At 63.6% G+C, this 14,714-nt stretch carries 15 protein-coding genes; 12 read left to right on the plus strand and 3 right to left on the minus strand.

Annotated elements, in window-relative coordinates:
* Nucleotides 1-14 precede the first annotated feature (14 nt).
* Nucleotides 15-2,990 carry an Rne/Rng family ribonuclease gene (locus AC07YZ_RS05755; RefSeq protein WP_494794072.1) on the minus strand — a complete coding sequence of 992 codons (2,976 nt, stop codon included), beginning with the start codon at nucleotides 2,988-2,990 and terminating at the stop codon, nucleotides 15-17.
* A gap of 645 nt (nucleotides 2,991-3,635) precedes the next feature.
* Between AC07YZ_RS05755 and AC07YZ_RS05760 the strand changes: the two genes are divergently transcribed.
* From AC07YZ_RS05760 to galU, 6 genes are all read left to right on the plus strand, one after another.
* Nucleotides 3,636-4,631, plus strand: a complete 996-nt coding sequence (locus tag AC07YZ_RS05760) for an RluA family pseudouridine synthase (RefSeq protein ID WP_226494096.1) — start codon at nucleotides 3,636-3,638, stop codon at nucleotides 4,629-4,631.
* A 72-nt stretch (nucleotides 4,632-4,703) separates the two neighbouring features.
* Nucleotides 4,704-5,009, plus strand: a complete 306-nt coding sequence (locus AC07YZ_RS05765) for an H-NS histone family protein (RefSeq protein ID WP_226494095.1) — start codon at nucleotides 4,704-4,706, stop codon at nucleotides 5,007-5,009.
* 128 nt (nucleotides 5,010-5,137) lie between these two features.
* A complete protein-coding gene (locus AC07YZ_RS05770) occupies nucleotides 5,138-5,797 on the plus strand; it encodes an HAD family hydrolase (RefSeq protein ID WP_226494094.1) in 660 nt (219 codons plus the stop codon).
* A gap of 13 nt (nucleotides 5,798-5,810) precedes the next feature.
* A complete protein-coding gene (locus AC07YZ_RS05775; protein ID WP_226494093.1) occupies nucleotides 5,811-6,191 on the plus strand; it encodes a Rieske (2Fe-2S) protein in 381 nt (126 codons plus the stop codon).
* 13 nt (nucleotides 6,192-6,204) lie between these two features.
* A complete protein-coding gene (locus tag AC07YZ_RS05780; protein ID WP_494794073.1) occupies nucleotides 6,205-7,188 on the plus strand; it encodes a S49 family peptidase in 984 nt (327 codons plus the stop codon).
* A 186-nt stretch (nucleotides 7,189-7,374) separates the two neighbouring features.
* A complete protein-coding gene (gene galU / locus AC07YZ_RS05785; RefSeq protein WP_226494092.1) occupies nucleotides 7,375-8,259 on the plus strand; it encodes a UTP--glucose-1-phosphate uridylyltransferase GalU in 885 nt (294 codons plus the stop codon).
* A gap of 36 nt (nucleotides 8,260-8,295) precedes the next feature.
* Here galU and AC07YZ_RS05790 read toward each other — a convergent pair whose 3' ends face one another.
* The gene (locus AC07YZ_RS05790; protein ID WP_494794074.1) at nucleotides 8,296-9,108 is read right to left on the minus strand and encodes an SAM-dependent methyltransferase; all 813 of its coding nucleotides are present in this window, start codon (nucleotides 9,106-9,108) and stop codon (nucleotides 8,296-8,298) included.
* Nucleotides 9,105-9,719 (minus strand): Maf family protein, encoded by a 615-nt coding sequence (locus AC07YZ_RS05795; protein WP_226494091.1) that lies wholly within the window; start codon nucleotides 9,717-9,719, stop codon nucleotides 9,105-9,107. The genes AC07YZ_RS05790 and AC07YZ_RS05795 overlap by 4 nt, the downstream gene beginning before the upstream one ends.
* A 36-nt stretch (nucleotides 9,720-9,755) precedes the next feature.
* Between AC07YZ_RS05795 and AC07YZ_RS05800 the strand changes: the two genes are divergently transcribed.
* From AC07YZ_RS05800 to fabG, 6 genes are all read left to right on the plus strand, one after another.
* Nucleotides 9,756-10,322, plus strand: a complete 567-nt coding sequence (locus AC07YZ_RS05800; protein ID WP_226494090.1) for a YceD family protein — start codon at nucleotides 9,756-9,758, stop codon at nucleotides 10,320-10,322.
* Between the two features lie 232 nt (nucleotides 10,323-10,554).
* On the plus strand, nucleotides 10,555-10,737 hold the full coding sequence (gene rpmF, locus AC07YZ_RS05805) for a 50S ribosomal protein L32 (RefSeq protein WP_066086119.1): 183 nt from the start codon (nucleotides 10,555-10,557) through the stop codon (nucleotides 10,735-10,737).
* Nucleotides 10,738-10,872: 135 nt separating this feature from the next.
* Nucleotides 10,873-11,934 (plus strand): phosphate acyltransferase PlsX, encoded by a 1,062-nt coding sequence (gene plsX / locus AC07YZ_RS05810; RefSeq protein ID WP_226494089.1) that lies wholly within the window; start codon nucleotides 10,873-10,875, stop codon nucleotides 11,932-11,934.
* 18 nt (nucleotides 11,935-11,952) lie between these two features.
* Complete coding sequence (locus AC07YZ_RS05815) at nucleotides 11,953-12,930, plus strand: beta-ketoacyl-ACP synthase III (RefSeq protein ID WP_226494088.1); 978 nt, start codon at nucleotides 11,953-11,955, stop codon at nucleotides 12,928-12,930.
* Nucleotides 12,931-12,968: 38 nt separating this feature from the next.
* Entirely contained in the window at nucleotides 12,969-13,919 is a 951-nt protein-coding gene (gene fabD, locus AC07YZ_RS05820) for an ACP S-malonyltransferase (RefSeq protein ID WP_494794075.1), read from the plus strand.
* Nucleotides 13,920-13,935: 16 nt separating this feature from the next.
* Nucleotides 13,936-14,697 (plus strand): 3-oxoacyl-ACP reductase FabG, encoded by a 762-nt coding sequence (gene fabG / locus AC07YZ_RS05825; RefSeq protein ID WP_226494086.1) that lies wholly within the window; start codon nucleotides 13,936-13,938, stop codon nucleotides 14,695-14,697.
* Nucleotides 14,698-14,714 lie beyond the last annotated feature (17 nt).

A 14,714-nucleotide genomic window follows, 5' to 3' on the forward strand; every position in this document is an offset into this window, starting at 1 on the left:
AGCAGGGCGGGGACTCACTGGGTTTCGAACGGCAGTGGCATGTTGCGCAGGTCCTTGCGCGTCTCCACCAGCACCAGCGGACCGTCGTCGGGCAGCACCACCGGCTTGATCTCGCGCGGCACATGGATCGGCTTGGGTTCGGCGGCAATGGCCGCTTGCACCTGGGCCACCTTGTCGGCGTTGGAGTTGATCCACTCCAGACCGCTGGCATGAGCCACCTGATTCAGCTCGTCGATCGACACCGTGAACGGCTGCACCTTGGGCAGGCCACGGGCCACGGGAGCCGCCGCAGGAGCGGGAGCAGCGCTGCTGCGTGCCACGGGGGCGGGCACCGGGCGGGGCGCCGGCGCGGCGGCCAGCACGGGAACCGGTTCGACCACGGGTTCAACCACCTCCACCACCGGTGCCACGACGGCCTGGGCGGGGTTGGGCTCCACCGGCAGGCTGAAGTAGCTGCTGCGCACCGGAGCCTCGGACACGGCGTCCTCGCTCGGGTTCACCGGGGCGCTCGAAGCGGTGCCGTCGTCGCCTTCCGGCGCGGCGGCATCGCGCGGAGCACGTTCGCGGCGGTCACGGCCATAGCGGTCGCGGCTGCGGCGTTCACGGGGCACGCGCTGGCCACCGTTGTCGGCATCACCGCCTTCGGCAGTGGGTGCCGAAGCTTCGGCATTGGCCTGAGCGTCCTGTTCCACGCGCTGGGCGGCGGCTTCGTTCAGACCTTGCGGCGCCGCATCGGTGCCCTCCTGTGGGCGGCGGCGGTTGTCGTTGCGTGGGCGGCGTTCGCGCCGCTGGGCTTCGGCTGCTTCAGGCGTTTCGGTGCCCGCGGTCGGTGCGGCGTTCAGCAGCTGTTCAGCGCCTTGCACGGCGTCGACCGGCGCGGCCTCGCGGCGGTTGTCCCGGCGGCCACCGTTGCGGCCCTCGCCACGGGATTCACCGCGTGCTTCACCACGGCCTTCGCCGCGACCCTCTACCCGGCCCTCGCCACGGCGTTCGCCGTTGCGGCCACCTTCGCGACCCTCACGGCTTTCCGGGCGGCCTTCCACGCCGCGGCCTTCGCCACCGCGTCCACCGCGGCCACCTTCACGGCCTTCGCGCGGGGTGCGGCCCTCGGCACCGTTGCGACCTCCACGGCCGCGGCCGTCGCGGCCGCCATCACGGCGACCATCGGGGCGCTGTTCGCGGTCTCCGGCCTTGGCGGCCGGTGCCACGGCGGGCTTCTCGGTAACCGCTGGAGTCGGTTCCGAGGCGCCACCAAACAGGCTCTTGAGCCAGCCAAAGAAACCCTTTTCGGCCGGTGCCGGGGCCTTGGCCGCGGGTGCCACAGGCGCTGGGGCCACGGGGGCTGCAGCCACAGGCACTTCCGGCTTGGGGGCTGCCACGGGAGCGGGACCGTCGGGCAGCACGCCCTTGATCACCGGCTCCTGCTTGTTGGTGCGTTCCTGGCTGCGGCGCGTGAAGCTGGCCACGTCGTCCACCTCGTCGGCCAGCTTGTAACTGGCATCCAGGTTGTCCAGACGCGGGTCGTCGTGCTTGAGGCGTTCGAGCTTGTAGTTGGGGGTGTCCAGCGACTTGTTGGGCACCAGCAGCACGTTGATGCGCTGCTTGAGTTCGATCTTGGTGATCTCGGTGCGCTTCTCGTTGAGCAGGAAGCTGGCCACTTCAACCGGCACCTGCACCAGCACGGCGGCCGTGCTGTCCTTGAGCGATTCTTCCTGGATGATGCGCAGGATCTGCAGCGCCGAGCTCTCGGTGTCGCGGATGTGGCCCGAGCCACCGCAGCGCGGGCAGGGGATGGACGAGCCTTCGCTGAGCATGGGCTTCAGACGCTGGCGGCTCATTTCAAGCAGGCCGAACTTGCTGATGGCACCGAACTGCACACGGGCACGGTCCTGGCGCAGCGCGTCGCGCAGGCGGTTTTCCACTTCGCGGCGGTTCTTCGACTCTTCCATGTCGATGAAGTCGATCACGATCAGGCCGCCGAGGTCGCGCAGGCGGGCCTGGCGCGCCACTTCGTCGGCGGCTTCGAGGTTGGTGCGGGTGGCGGTCTCTTCGATGTCGCCGCCCTTGATGGCGCGCGCCGAGTTCACGTCCACCGCCACCAGCGCTTCGGTCTGGTCGATCACGATGGCACCACCCGAAGGCAGATTCACCGTGCGGCTGTAGGCGGTCTCGATCTGGTGTTCGATCTGGAAGCGCGAGAACAGCGGTGCGTCGTCGCGGTAGCGCTTCACACGGTGCCCATGCTCGGGCATCACGTGGCTCATGAACTGGTGCGCCTGCTCGAAGATGTCGTCGGTGTCGATCAGGATCTCACCGATGTCGCTGTTGAAGTAGTCGCGGATGGCACGGATCACCAGGCTGGATTCCTGGTAGATCAGGTAGGCGCCCTTGCCACCCTTGGCAGCGCCGTCGATGGCGTTCCACAGCTTGAGCAGGTAGTTCAGGTCCCACTGCAGCTCGGGCGCTTCACGGCCGATACCGGCGGTGCGCGCGATGATGCTCATGCCGTTGGGGTATTCCAGCTGGTCGAGCGCGGCCTTGAGATCCTGGCGGTCTTCGCCTTCGATGCGACGGCTCACACCGCCCCCGCGCGGGTTGTTGGGCATCAGCACCACATAGCGGCCGGCCAGGCTGACGAAGGTGGTCAGTGCCGCGCCCTTGTTGCCGCGCTCTTCCTTTTCCACCTGGACCAGCAGTTCCTGGCCTTCCTTGATCACGTCGTTGATGCGCGCCTGGTTGACGGGCACACCGGCGGCGAAATACTGGCGCGAAATTTCCTTGAATGGCAGGAAACCGTGGCGCTCTTCGCCGTAGTCGACGAAGCAGGCTTCCAGCGAGGGTTCGACGCGCGTCACCACCGCCTTGTAGATGTTGCCCTTGCGCTGTTCGCGCCCTTCGATTTCGATTTCGTAGTCGAGCAGTTTTTGCCCGTCCACGATCGCCAGGCGGCGCTCTTCGGCCTGCGTGGCGTTGATCAACATCCGTTTCATGATGCGTTTTCCTTTTCACTGACACTGACATGGCACCGGGACAGACCCAGGCACCGACCTGCCGTGAACCAGCGGAAAAGCGCAAACGGGGAGGAATTGCCGGAGAGCCAATGACCCGCTGCCACCTGGCTTCACCAGGGATGCAGGCAGAGCGTTCGAAAGGTCGGGCACGCCGGTGGCGCACCACGTCGAACGCCGGGTCAGGGCGTAGGCGCGTGGACTTGGGTGAACAGGGAGGGCTTGATGGCTGTCTGGGACATGAATCTTGCCGGTGATGTCTCTGGCTTCACTTCATCCTCACCCAGCCGGTTTTTGAAGCGCCTTTTGGCGTCTCTGAAGCGGGGCTGGGCAATTGGGGTATTCCGTATTCGGGTTCGCAGTTTTCTGACGGGTTCGCCCGCAGCTTCCACCTGACCGGCGCGGCACCCGGCCTCTTCAAAAAGTGCTTCGGGGGCGGCAGCCAAGTCCGGGTGCGGCGGGTGGCAACGATTGTCCAATCGGCTCCCAGGTATTCAAAGCGGGGAGGCCTGCTGGCGGTGACTGCCTTAAACTCAAGCAAATCAATCACTTACAGCACACGACTGGCGCAGCACATTATAGTGCGCTCCTTCGGTTCGTGGGGCCCGAATTTCTGGCGACACTTCCTTGAGTTTCAAGTCTTCCACTGTGGCCCCCGTGGCCGTCCAATACCTCACCGTCGACGAAGAGTCGGCAGGTCAGCGGCTCGACAATTTCCTCATCCGGGTTCTCAAAGGGGTGCCCAAGACCCACATCTACCGCATCATCCGATCGGGCGAAGTGCGGCGCAACAAGGGACGGGTGGGCGCGGACGACAGAGTGGTTGCGGGCGACGTGTTGCGCATTCCCCCCATTCGGTTGTCCGAACGCGCTGAAGAAAAGGCCGCCAATCCCGCTCCGGCGCGCGAATTCCCCGTGGTGTACGAAGACGATGCATTCATGGCCATCGACAAACCCGCCGGCGTGGCGGTGCATGGTGGCAGTGGTGTCAGCTTTGGTGTGATCGAACAAATGCGGCAGGCACGACCGCAGGCCCGTCTGCTCGAATTGGTGCACCGGTTGGACCGGGAAACCAGTGGCATCCTGTTGATCGCCAAAAAGAAAAGCGCGCTCAAGGCATTGCAGGATCAGTTTCGTGAACGCGAAACCGGCAAAACCTATCTGGCGCTCGTCAAAGGCAACTGGCCCGCCAACCTCAAGGTGCTGGACCAGCCCCTGCACAAATACCTGCTGGCCGATGGCGAGCGGCGCGTCAAAGTGGTGGGCAAGGACGATCCGGATGGCATGCGATCGCTCACCTTGGTCAAGGTGGCTCGGCATATCCCAGCACCTGCGGGTCTTGAAGCCGCATCGCCCGATGGGTTCAGTCTCCTGGAAGTCACCATCAAGACGGGACGCACGCACCAGATCCGGGTGCACCTGGCCACGGCGGGATATCCGATTGCAGGCGATGACAAGTACGGTGATTTCGAACTCAATCGACTATTGAGCAGATCGGGGCTCAAGCGCATGTTTCTCCACGCCTGGCGGCTCCGGCTGTCGCATCCGGTCTCCGGGGCGCCATTGGAGTTACAAATTGAATTGCCCCCGGAGCTTGAAAAATGGATGCAGGTTGAAAAATAGGCATTACAATGGTGCATAGCATCGTTGGGATGCTGAACTGCAAATAACGGTTAACACAAACAAGGAAACTCAATGGCAAGCTATTCCGAACTCATGGCGCAGGCTCAATCCCTGATGGCGCAAGCCGAACAGGCACGCAAGGATGAACTGTCCGCTGTCATTGCCGACATCAAGGCCAAAATGAAACAATTTGGCATCACGGTGGCCGACCTGGGCGGCGCCACGGGTGGCAAGAAGGCAGGCAAGTCCAAGTCCAGTGCCCCGGCCAAGTACCGCGGTCCCAATGGCGAACTGTGGGCCGGTGGCCCGGGGCGCAAACCCGAATGGGTGCGCGCCGTGCTGGCTTCGGGCAAGAGCATCGAAGATTTTCGTATCTGACGGAACCACCGCCGTCCCCGCCAAGGGCACCTTCGGGTGCCCTTTGTCTTGTGGCTGAGCCGTTGTCGCCCGAGGGGTTTGGGGGGTGGCGCTGATAATGCAGGGCATCCACCGTTCACCCCGAAACCATGCGCCCGCGCCAATTTGATCTCATTGCCTTTGACTGGGATGGCACCCTTTTTGACTCCACCGCCATCATCACGCGCTGCATTCAGGCGGCTGTGCGCGACGTCGGTGGAACCGTGCCCAGTGATCAGGCCGCCAGCTACGTTATCGGCATGGGGCTCATGCAGGCGCTGGCCCATGCGGCGCCCGATGTGCCACGCGAGAAATACGCGCAGCTTGGGGAGCGTTACCGCCACCACTACCTGGCGCGTCAACACGACATCAGTCTCTTTGAAGGTGTGTTGCCTCTGCTGTCCGAACTCAAGAGCCGGCACCACTGGTTGACGGTGGCCACGGGAAAGAGCCGAAGCGGACTCAACGAGGCCTTGCGAGCCGTGGAGCTGCAGGGGCTGTTTGATGGTTCGCGCACGGCCGATGAAACCGCAGGCAAGCCCAGTCCGGTCATGTTGCACGAACTCATGCGCGAGTTTGACGTCGCACCCGAACGCACTTTGATGATTGGCGACACCACCCACGATCTGCAGATGGCGCTCAATGCGGGGTGTGCGAGCATTGGTGTGAGCTATGGGGCTCACGGGTCCGAAGCGTTTGGCGCGCTGGCCCCGTTGCATGTCGCGCATTCGGTGCGCGAGCTGCACGACTGGCTCAGTGCCAACGCCTGAGTCTGGCGACGGCATGCCATCTTTGGACAGCGATCCGGTTTTCCCGCTCTGTGGCAGCGGCGATCTCGTCGACGGAGGCCGGGCGGTTTCCTTTGACGTCGTGTATGCGGGGCAGACCTGTCGCGCGTTTGCCATCCGCTTCAAGGGGCAGGTCCATGCCTACCTCAACCGCTGTGCCCACGTGGCCATGGAAATGGACTGGCAGCCAGAGCGCTTCTTCGATGACAGTGGTCGCTGGCTGCTTTGCGCGACGCATGGTGCCATCTACCAGCCCGATACCGGTGAGTGTCAAGGTGGGCCGTGTCGGGGTGGCCTGATCAAGATCGCGCTGGTCGAGCGCGATGGCGTCGTGCATTGGCGGTCACAATACAACCTCAAACCTGTTGAATTCTGAGAGCCTCTTGAACATGAACGACGACGACATGGGTCTGCCCACGGGCTCCAGTGTGGACCAGGGCAAGGGTGTGGCCTGGGAGCGTGCGACCCTCGAAAAGCTGGTTTTCGCCACCATCCGGGAGCAGCAGGCCGCGCGGCGCTGGAGGCTGTTCTCGCGCCTGCTGTGGCTGGCGTTCTTTGGCTTCATCGCCTGGATGGTTTACAGCGCGAACAGCGTTGGTGCGTCCGTGAGCACGCCCCACACGGCGGTGATCGAGATCCGGGGCGAGATTGCATCGGACGCCGAAGCCAGTGCGGAAAACGTGATCGCGTCCTTGCGCTCCGCCTTCGAAGACCAGGGCGCACAGGCGGTGGTCTTGCTGATCGATTCCCCCGGTGGCAGTCCGGTGCAGGCCGGCATCGTCAACGACGAAATCACACGTCTCAAGGCCTTGCACCAGAAAAAGGTCTATGCCGTTGTGGAAGAGACTTGTGCCTCGGCCGCGTACTACATCGCGGCCGCCGCCGACGGCATCTATGTGGACAAGGCCAGTCTGGTTGGCAGCATTGGCGTTCTCATGGACGGCTTTGGCTTCACTGGCTTGATGGAGAAGCTCGGCATCGAGCGCCGCCTGATGACGGCTGGCACCAACAAGGCCATGCTGGACCCGTTCAGCCCACAGGACGAAGCACAGCGTGCCTATATCCAGGGCATGCTGGCCGAGATTCACGCACAGTTCATTGCCGTGGTGAAAAGCGGCCGGGGGGATCGCCTCAAGGAGTCGCCCGACACCTTCAGTGGTCTGGTCTGGAGTGGTCAGCAGGCGGTGGCCCTGGGCCTGGCCGATGGGCTGGGCAGCCTGGATTCCGTGGCGCGCGAGATTGTCAAGGCGAAAGACATCGTGGACTACACGCAGCGCGAAAATGTCGGTCTGCGTCTGGCCAGGCAGCTCGGCGCCAGCATGGGCCAGGGCATCTTCATGGCGGCGCGTTCCGCCGGGGTGCAACTCAAGTAACCAAATCTCTCGCGCGGAACTGCGCACGGTTCGTGGAGTCCATTGCGCTGGTCAGGGCTTCGCAAGATCGGATGCCGACAGGAAGGCTCTTTGCCTGGATGGGTTGCCCCATTTTTCAAGGGACTGAGCCGGTTTCGCGTCCGCTACGGTGGGCATGGTTGAACACAACAAAGTCTGGAAACGTCAATGAAGATTCAAAAAGCTGTTTTTCCCGTTGGGGGCATGGGTACCCGTTTTTTGCCCGCCACCAAAGCCATTCCCAAAGAGATGCTGCCCGTGGTCGACAAACCGCTGATCCAGTACGCGGTGGAAGAAGCGTATGCGGCGGGTATCCGGGAAATGATCTTCGTGACGGGGCGCCACAAGCGAGCGATCGAAGACCACTTTGACACCGCCTACGAGCTGGAGGCCGAGCTCGAGGCGGGTAACAAGCGTGCGCTGCTGGAACTGGTGCATGCCATCAAACCCGACGACATGGACTGCGTGTACGTGCGTCAACCGCGCGCTTTGGGTCTGGGCCATGCGGTGTTGTGCGCGGAGCGGCTGGTTGGCGACGAGCCGTTTGCCGTGTTGCTGGCGGACGATTTGATGATGGGCAGGGACCAGGCCAGGGGCGGGCCGACCGTGTTGCAGCAGATGGTGCAGGCCTACGACCGCGACCCGGGCACGGTGCTGGCGGTGCAGGACGTGCCTCGCTCGGAGACCCGCCGCTACGGCGTGGTGGATGTGAGGGGCGCCAGCGGAAATGTGGCGGAAGTTTTTGGCATGGTTGAAAAGCCATTGCCAGAAGTCGCACCGTCGACACTGGCGGTGGCCGGACGCTACATCCTCACGCCGGCGGTGTTTGACAGCATTCGCCGCCAGCCACGGGGTGCGGGTGGCGAAATCCAGTTGACCGATGGCATTGCCGCCCTGATCGGAACCGAAAAGGTCTTTGCGTTCCGCTATGACGGTACGCGTTACGACTGCGGTAGCAAGGAAGGTTTCCTGGAGGCCACGATCGACCTGGCGCTGGCCAACAGTGAGTTGAGCACGGCGGTGCGCGCGCACATGCAGAAGGCCCTGGCCTGAACCGGTTCGCAGCCGGCATTCCTCACAGCCGCTGATTCAGCGACCGATCAGAAATACCGCAGGGGCCTCCAGCGGCAGTCCGTCGCCAAGGGCCCGTTTTTTCCAGTCACCCACCAGTGCGCTGCGGGTCACCTCCTGCGGCAGCGTGAGCCCGCAGCACACGGCCAATCGGGTGTGCGGGTGCAAAGTTTGCAAGACGGTTTGGAGCAGAGCGGTGTTGCGGTAGGGGGTCTCGATGAAGATCTGCGTTTGTCCGGTCTTGAGCGCCAAGGCCTCCAGTTCGCGCAAGCGCCTGGCGCGCTCGCTCGCTTCCTGCGGAACGTAACCCACAAACGCGAAACTCTGCCCGTTCAGGCCGCTGCTGGCCAGCGCAAGCACGAGAGAGACCGGGCCAGTCAGCGGTACCACCCTTATGCCCATGGCATGCGCCGCGCGCACGATGGAACTGCCCGGGTCGGCGATGGCTGGCATGCCGGCTTCGCTGACCAGACCGATGTCGTGGCCGCTCAGGGCCGGGGCCAGCAGCGCACGGGCCTGGGCCTCGCCGTCGGCCTGTGGCGCATGGTCCCCCTTTTTATGCGCCACGCGTGGCAGTTCGGTGATCTGCTGTGCCTGCAACGGTGCCCCGAGCCCAACGACGGTATCCACGCGTTTGAGAAAGGCGCGTGTGCTTTTGGCGTTTTCGGTGATCCAGTGGGTGAGTCGGCTGGCGACGGCCAGGGTCTGTGTTGGCAACCACTGGCTGGGCGAGGTCGTGGTTGCTGGTCCGGGGTCGGGGGGCGTCGTTCCAAAGTCCAGCGGCGTGGGCACGAGGTACAGCGTGCCCGGTGGGGTGGTGCCGGTTTTCACAGGACCTGCACCCCGGCAGCGCGGATCATGCGACAGGTGCGGATGAGCGGCAGACCCACCAGTGCGGTGGGGTCGTCGTTGTCGATGCGTTCCAGCAAGGCTATGCCCAGTCCTTCGCTCTTGGCGCTACCGGCGCAGTCGTAGGGCTGCTCCACACGCAGGTAGTGTTCGATCTCGTCGTCATCGAGCTGGCGGAAGACCACGCGCACGGCCGCGATGTCGCTCTGCTCAAAACCGGAGTCCTGGCAGACCACGGCCAACGCGGTCTGAAAAATGACCGTTTCGCCGCGCATGCGCTGCAATTGGGTCACGGCGCGCTCGTGGGTGCCGGGTTTGCCCAGCGGCTCGCCGTGCAGGTCGGCCACCTGATCGCAGCCAATGACCACCGCGTGGGGATGACGCCGCGCCACCTCGCGGGCCTTGGCCAGCGCCAGTCGCATCGCCAGATCGGCGGGCTTTTCGCCGGGCAGGGGCGTTTCGTCGACCAGGGGACTGGCGACATCGAAAGGCAACCCGAGGCGCGCGAGCAACTCGCGCCGGTAGCGGGATGTGGAGCCGAGGACGAGGGGGCGGGAGGCTTGGGCAGGAGGGATGGGGCGATGCGAGGACATGCCGGTATTCTCCCTGCATTCTTTTACACTGCCGGGATGAAAGCGAATCCCAAAATGGCATGGAATGCCGATCGGCTGGACGTGCGTGCCTTTGCCCAGGCGGGCGCCCATCTCCAGATCGATGATCCGCTGACCCGGTTCGAGCGCCTGAGTGACGAGCAACATGGAATGGCAGATCAGGTGCCGGCCCAGCGGGTTCGGTGGCGGGCGCAAGGTGAGCTTCGCCCCCATGCCACGGGTGGTGCGCCGGCTGTCTGGCTGCATCTGCAAGCCGATGCAGCGGTGTCGCTAACCTGTCAACGTTGCCTGGGACCCGTGGATGTGCCATTGACCGTTGACCGCTGGTTTCGTTTTGTGGTGGATGAAGCCACCGCCAGTGCCGAAGACGACGATTGCGATGAAGACGTGCTTGCCCTGGAGCCTCGCCCGAGTCTGTACGAGCTGCTGGAAGACGAATTGCTGATGGAGCTGCCCTTGGTGCCCATGCACGAAACCTGTCCGGTGCCTGTGGTCATGCAAGTGGCGGACCCGGCGGTTGCTGCGACCGATGAGGAGCCGGAGCGGAAAAATCCCTTTGCCGAGCTGGCTCGGCTGAAAAAGTGATGTGCACCCGGGGTGTCGCCGCCTCGACCGGAAGCCGCGCCAAGATCAAGGGCCTTTGACCCCTGGCCGCCTTCGGGCTATAATGCTTGGCTTTGCGCTCACATCCATTTGTACGTTTGTGTACTCGGGTCAGGCGCACGATAGCTGTCTCAGCTGGTTGATTGGGTGTTTTGGCATGTTGGCCACCCCATTTGCCACCCCGTTTGACCCCAACCGATTTCAGGAGCCCACCATGGCCGTTCAGCAAAACAAAAAATCCCCTTCCAAGCGTGGCATGCACCGTTCGCACAATGCGCTGAACGTGCCCGGCATTGCCGTGGAACCCACCACCGGTGAAGTTCATCTGCGCCACCACATCAGCCCCAACGGGTTTTACCGTGGCCGCCAGGTGCTGAAGAACAAGTCCGAAGCCTGATGTGACGGGCTGCTCCAGCCCTCGCCGCGGTGTCGCGATCGGGGGTTGGAAGCCTATCCAGGCGCAGGCCCGCATGCTCCATGCGGGCTTTTTTCATTGTTGTGGTGCCGTGAGTGCCACCACCAGGATGTTGTCATGATCACCGTTGCTGTGGATTGCATGGGTGGGGATGTTGGTCCGGCGGCCACCCTGCCAGCCTGTGCAGCTTTTTTGGCGAGTCATCCGCAGGCACGGTTGCTGTTGGTGGGAAAGCCCGACGACTTTGCACCGTGGCCGCAGGTGTTGGGTGATGCGCGCTGTCGCGTGATTGCCGCCAGCGAGGTGGTGGCCATGGACGATCCGGTGGAGGTGGCGCTGCGCCGCAAAAAAGACTCTTCCATGCGGGTGGCGATCCAGCAGGTGAAGGATGGTGCGGCTCAGGCGGTCGTGTCGGCCGGCAATACGGGGGCGCTCATGGCGATCGCCCGTTATGTGCTCAAGACATTGGATGGCATTGATCGCCCGGCCATTGCCTCCCAGTTGCCCAATGCCCGTGGCGGGGCCACCACCGTGCTCGATCTCGGCGCCAACGTTGACTGCACCCCTGAGCACCTGTTGCAGTTCGCGGTGATGGGCTCGGCCCTGGTGGTGGCGATTACCGGGCGGCCGGAGCCCACCGTGGGGCTGCTCAATGTGGGCGGAGAAATCATCAAAGGCAGTGAAATCATCAAAAAGACCGGCGTTCTGCTGCGTAATGCGGCCAGCATGGGTGATTTGAACTTCTTTGGAAATGTCGAGGGAAACGATATCTTCAAGGGCACGACCGATATCGTGGTGTGCGACGGTTTTGTTGGCAACGTGGCTCTCAAGGCCAGCGAAGGCGTGGCCACCATGCTCGCAGGCTTCATCAAAGACGAGTTCTCTCGCAGCTGGTTGACGAAATTGGCGGCTATCTGTGCTTATCCGGTGTTATCAGCCTTTAAAAAACGTGCTGACTATCGCCGCTACAACGGGGCTGCCCTGTTGGGGTTGCGGGGGTTGGTGTTCAAGAGCCATGGCTCGGCCGACGCCTTCGCGTTTGAGCAGGCTCTGTGCCGGGCTTATGATGCGGCCCACAACAATTTGCTCGACAACGTGCGCGAGCGCATCGCCCATGCTGCCCCTCTGATCGCGGCGGGGTCGGCGTCCGGCGAGTTCAAAAGCATTTCCACCCTCTAATACAGTCCTCACTTCTGCATGACACGCTTCGCCCGCATCACCGGCACCGGCAGCAGCCTGCCACCACAGCGCCTGAGCAATGCCGATATGGTTGAGTTGTTGGCACGGCGCGGGGTCGAGACCAGCGACCAATGGATCGTGGAGCGCACCGGCATCCGGGCGCGCCATTTTGCTGCCGAAGGTGTCTTTGCCAGCGATCTCGCAGCCGACGCGTGCCGTCGGGCCATGTCAGCGGCTGGTGTTGCCTCCGGGGATATTGACCTGATCATCGTGGCGACGTCCACGCCTGACATGGTGTTCCCGTCCACGGCGGCCATCTTGCAGCACAAGCTGGGCATTGCCGGTTGCCCGGTGTTTGACGTGCAGGCGGTGTGCAGCGGTTTCATCTATGCCCTGACGGTTGCGGATGCCTTGATCCGGACCGGGAGCGCCCACAAAGCGCTGGTTGTGGGCGCCGAGGTGTTCAGCCGCATTCTGGATTTCAACGACCGCACCACATGCGTGCTGTTTGGTGATGGTGCCGGGGCGGTGGTGCTGGAAGCCAGCGAGACGCCGGGCATCCTGTCCACCGACATCCATGCCGATGGCAAACACACCGGCATTCTGTGCGTCCCGGGTCATGTGTCGGGTGGCAGTGTGCTCGGCGACCCTTTGCTCAAGATGGATGGTCAGGCGGTTTTCAAGCTGGCTGTTGGCGTGCTTGAAGACACCGCTCGCGCGGTTCTAGACAAAGCCGGCAAGACCGCTGCCGATATCGACTGGCTGGTTCCCCACCAAGCCAACATCCGCATCATGCAGAGCACGGCGAGAAAACTGAAGTTGTCGATGGACAAGGTGGTGGTCACGGTTGACGAGCATGGCAACACCTCGGCGGCCTCCATTCCGCTGGCGTTGGACCACGCGGTGCGCGGCGGACAGGTGAAAAAGGGCGACACCCTCCTGCTCGAGGGCGTGGGCGGCGGGTTCACCTGGGGTGCGGTCTTGCTGGACCTTTGAGCCACGACCATTTTTGCCAACGAGTGATTCCATATTCCATGAAGAAGTTTGCTTTTGTTTTTCCGGGTCAGGGTTCGCAGTCCGTTGGCATGATGGACGCTTGGGGCGAACATCCGGCGGTGCTGGAGACGTTGCGGGAGGCGTCCGATGCCTTGGGTGAAGATGTCGCCCGTTTGATCAAGGAAGGGCCGAAGGACGCGCTGGCCCTGACCACCAATACCCAGCCGGTGATGCTGGTGGCGGGTGTGGCGGCATGGCGCGTCTGGCGTGCCGAGGGCGGGGCATTGCCTTCTGTGATGGCGGGGCATTCGCTGGGTGAGTACTCGGCGCTGGTGGCCTCCGGTGTGCTGACGCTGGCGCAGGCTGCGCCGCTGGTGCGGTTTCGCGCCGCAGCCATGCAGGAAGCCGTGCCGGTCGGCACGGGAGCCATGGCCGCCATCCTGGGGTTGGATTCCGCAAAAGTCATCACCGGTTGTGCCGAGGCTCAGGCGACGTTCGGTGCGGGCAGTGTCGAAGTGGTCGAGGCGGTCAATTTCAACGATCCGGCGCAAACCGTGATCGCAGGCAGTAAGGCAGCGGTCGACAAAGCCTGCGAGGTGCTCAAGGCCCACGGTGCCAAGCGTGCCTTGCTGTTGCCGGTTTCGGCTCCGTTCCATTCCAGTCTGATGAAGCCGGCGGCAGAGAAGTTGCGAGAAAAGCTCGCCGCCACGTCGATGGCTGCACCGCAGATACCGGTGATCAACAACATCGATGTGTCGGTGGTGACCGACGTCGAAGCGATTCGCGACGCCTTGTATCGCCAGGCCTTTGGCCCGGTGCGTTGGGTGGAGTGCGTGCGCGCCATCAAGGATCAAGGCATCACGACTCTGGTGGAGTGCGGGCCGGGCAAGGTGTTGGCCGGTATGGTCAAGCGCATCGACGCCGAGTTGAGCGGTGTCTCTCTCTACGATCCGGCCACGCTGGCCGATGTGCGAACCCTTTTGGCCTGAACCACGGAGCGAAACCATGTCTGAAGTGAACTTTGCGGGCCAGGTGGCCCTGGTGACAGGTGCTTCGCGCGGTATCGGTGCGGCGATTGCCCATGAGCTCGCTGCGCGTGGTCTGATCGTGATCGGGACCGCCACCAGCGACCAGGGGGCGGCCAAGATCACCGCGGCGCTGTCCGGCGTGGCCGGCTCGGCGGCGGGGTGCCGGGGTGCGACACTGGATGTGAACAATGCCGCCGCTGGCGAGGCGCTGGTCGATGAGATCGTCAAGGCCCATGGCGGCGTTCAGGTGCTGGTGAACAATGCCGGCATCACTCGTGACATGCTGGCCATGCGTCTGAAGGACGACGACTGGGATGCGGTGCTCGACACCAACCTCAAGGCCGTGTTTCGCATGAGCCGTACCGTGATCCGCCCGATGATGAAGCAGCGTTACGGCCGCATCATCAGCATCACCAGTGTCGTTGGTGCGTCGGGCAATCCAGGGCAGGCCAACTACGCCGCGGCCAAGGCCGGCGTTGCGGGCATGACGCGTGCTCTGGCGCGCGAGCTTGGCAGTCGCAACATCACGGTCAACTGTGTGGCGCCTGGTTTCATCGAAACCGACATGACCGCTGCGCTGCCCGAGGAGCAGCAAAAGGCGCTGCTGGGCCAGATACCGCTGGGTCATCTGGGCAAGCCCGCCGACATCGCGCACGCGGTGGCGTATCTGGCCAGCCCGCAGGCCGCGTATGTGACCGGGCAGGAATTGCACGTCAATGGCGGCATGTTCATGTCCTGATTCCGGTCTGGCCGCAG

Source organism: Hydrogenophaga sp. GW101-3F08 (assembly GCF_059424585.1).

Excerpts from the sequence above, each read along its gene's own strand:
- AC07YZ_RS05755 (WP_494794072.1), bottom strand. The coding sequence starts at position 2,990 with ATGAAACGGATGTTGATCAACGCCACGCAGGCCGAAGAGCGCCGCCTG.
- AC07YZ_RS05765 (WP_226494095.1), top strand. The coding sequence starts at position 4,704 with ATGGCAAGCTATTCCGAACTCATGGCGCAGGCTCAATCCCTGATGGCG.
- AC07YZ_RS05770 (WP_226494094.1), top strand. The coding sequence starts at position 5,138 with ATGCGCCCGCGCCAATTTGATCTCATTGCCTTTGACTGGGATGGCACC.
- AC07YZ_RS05775 (WP_226494093.1), top strand. The coding sequence starts at position 5,811 with ATGCCATCTTTGGACAGCGATCCGGTTTTCCCGCTCTGTGGCAGCGGC.
- AC07YZ_RS05780 (WP_494794073.1), top strand. The coding sequence starts at position 6,205 with ATGAACGACGACGACATGGGTCTGCCCACGGGCTCCAGTGTGGACCAG.
- galU (WP_226494092.1), top strand. The coding sequence starts at position 7,375 with ATGAAGATTCAAAAAGCTGTTTTTCCCGTTGGGGGCATGGGTACCCGT.
- AC07YZ_RS05795 (WP_226494091.1), bottom strand. The coding sequence starts at position 9,719 with ATGTCCTCGCATCGCCCCATCCCTCCTGCCCAAGCCTCCCGCCCCCTC.
- AC07YZ_RS05800 (WP_226494090.1), top strand. The coding sequence starts at position 9,756 with ATGAAAGCGAATCCCAAAATGGCATGGAATGCCGATCGGCTGGACGTG.
- rpmF (WP_066086119.1), top strand. The coding sequence starts at position 10,555 with ATGGCCGTTCAGCAAAACAAAAAATCCCCTTCCAAGCGTGGCATGCAC.
- plsX (WP_226494089.1), top strand. The coding sequence starts at position 10,873 with ATGATCACCGTTGCTGTGGATTGCATGGGTGGGGATGTTGGTCCGGCG.
- AC07YZ_RS05815 (WP_226494088.1), top strand. The coding sequence starts at position 11,953 with ATGACACGCTTCGCCCGCATCACCGGCACCGGCAGCAGCCTGCCACCA.
- fabD (WP_494794075.1), top strand. The coding sequence starts at position 12,969 with ATGAAGAAGTTTGCTTTTGTTTTTCCGGGTCAGGGTTCGCAGTCCGTT.
- fabG (WP_226494086.1), top strand. The coding sequence starts at position 13,936 with ATGTCTGAAGTGAACTTTGCGGGCCAGGTGGCCCTGGTGACAGGTGCT.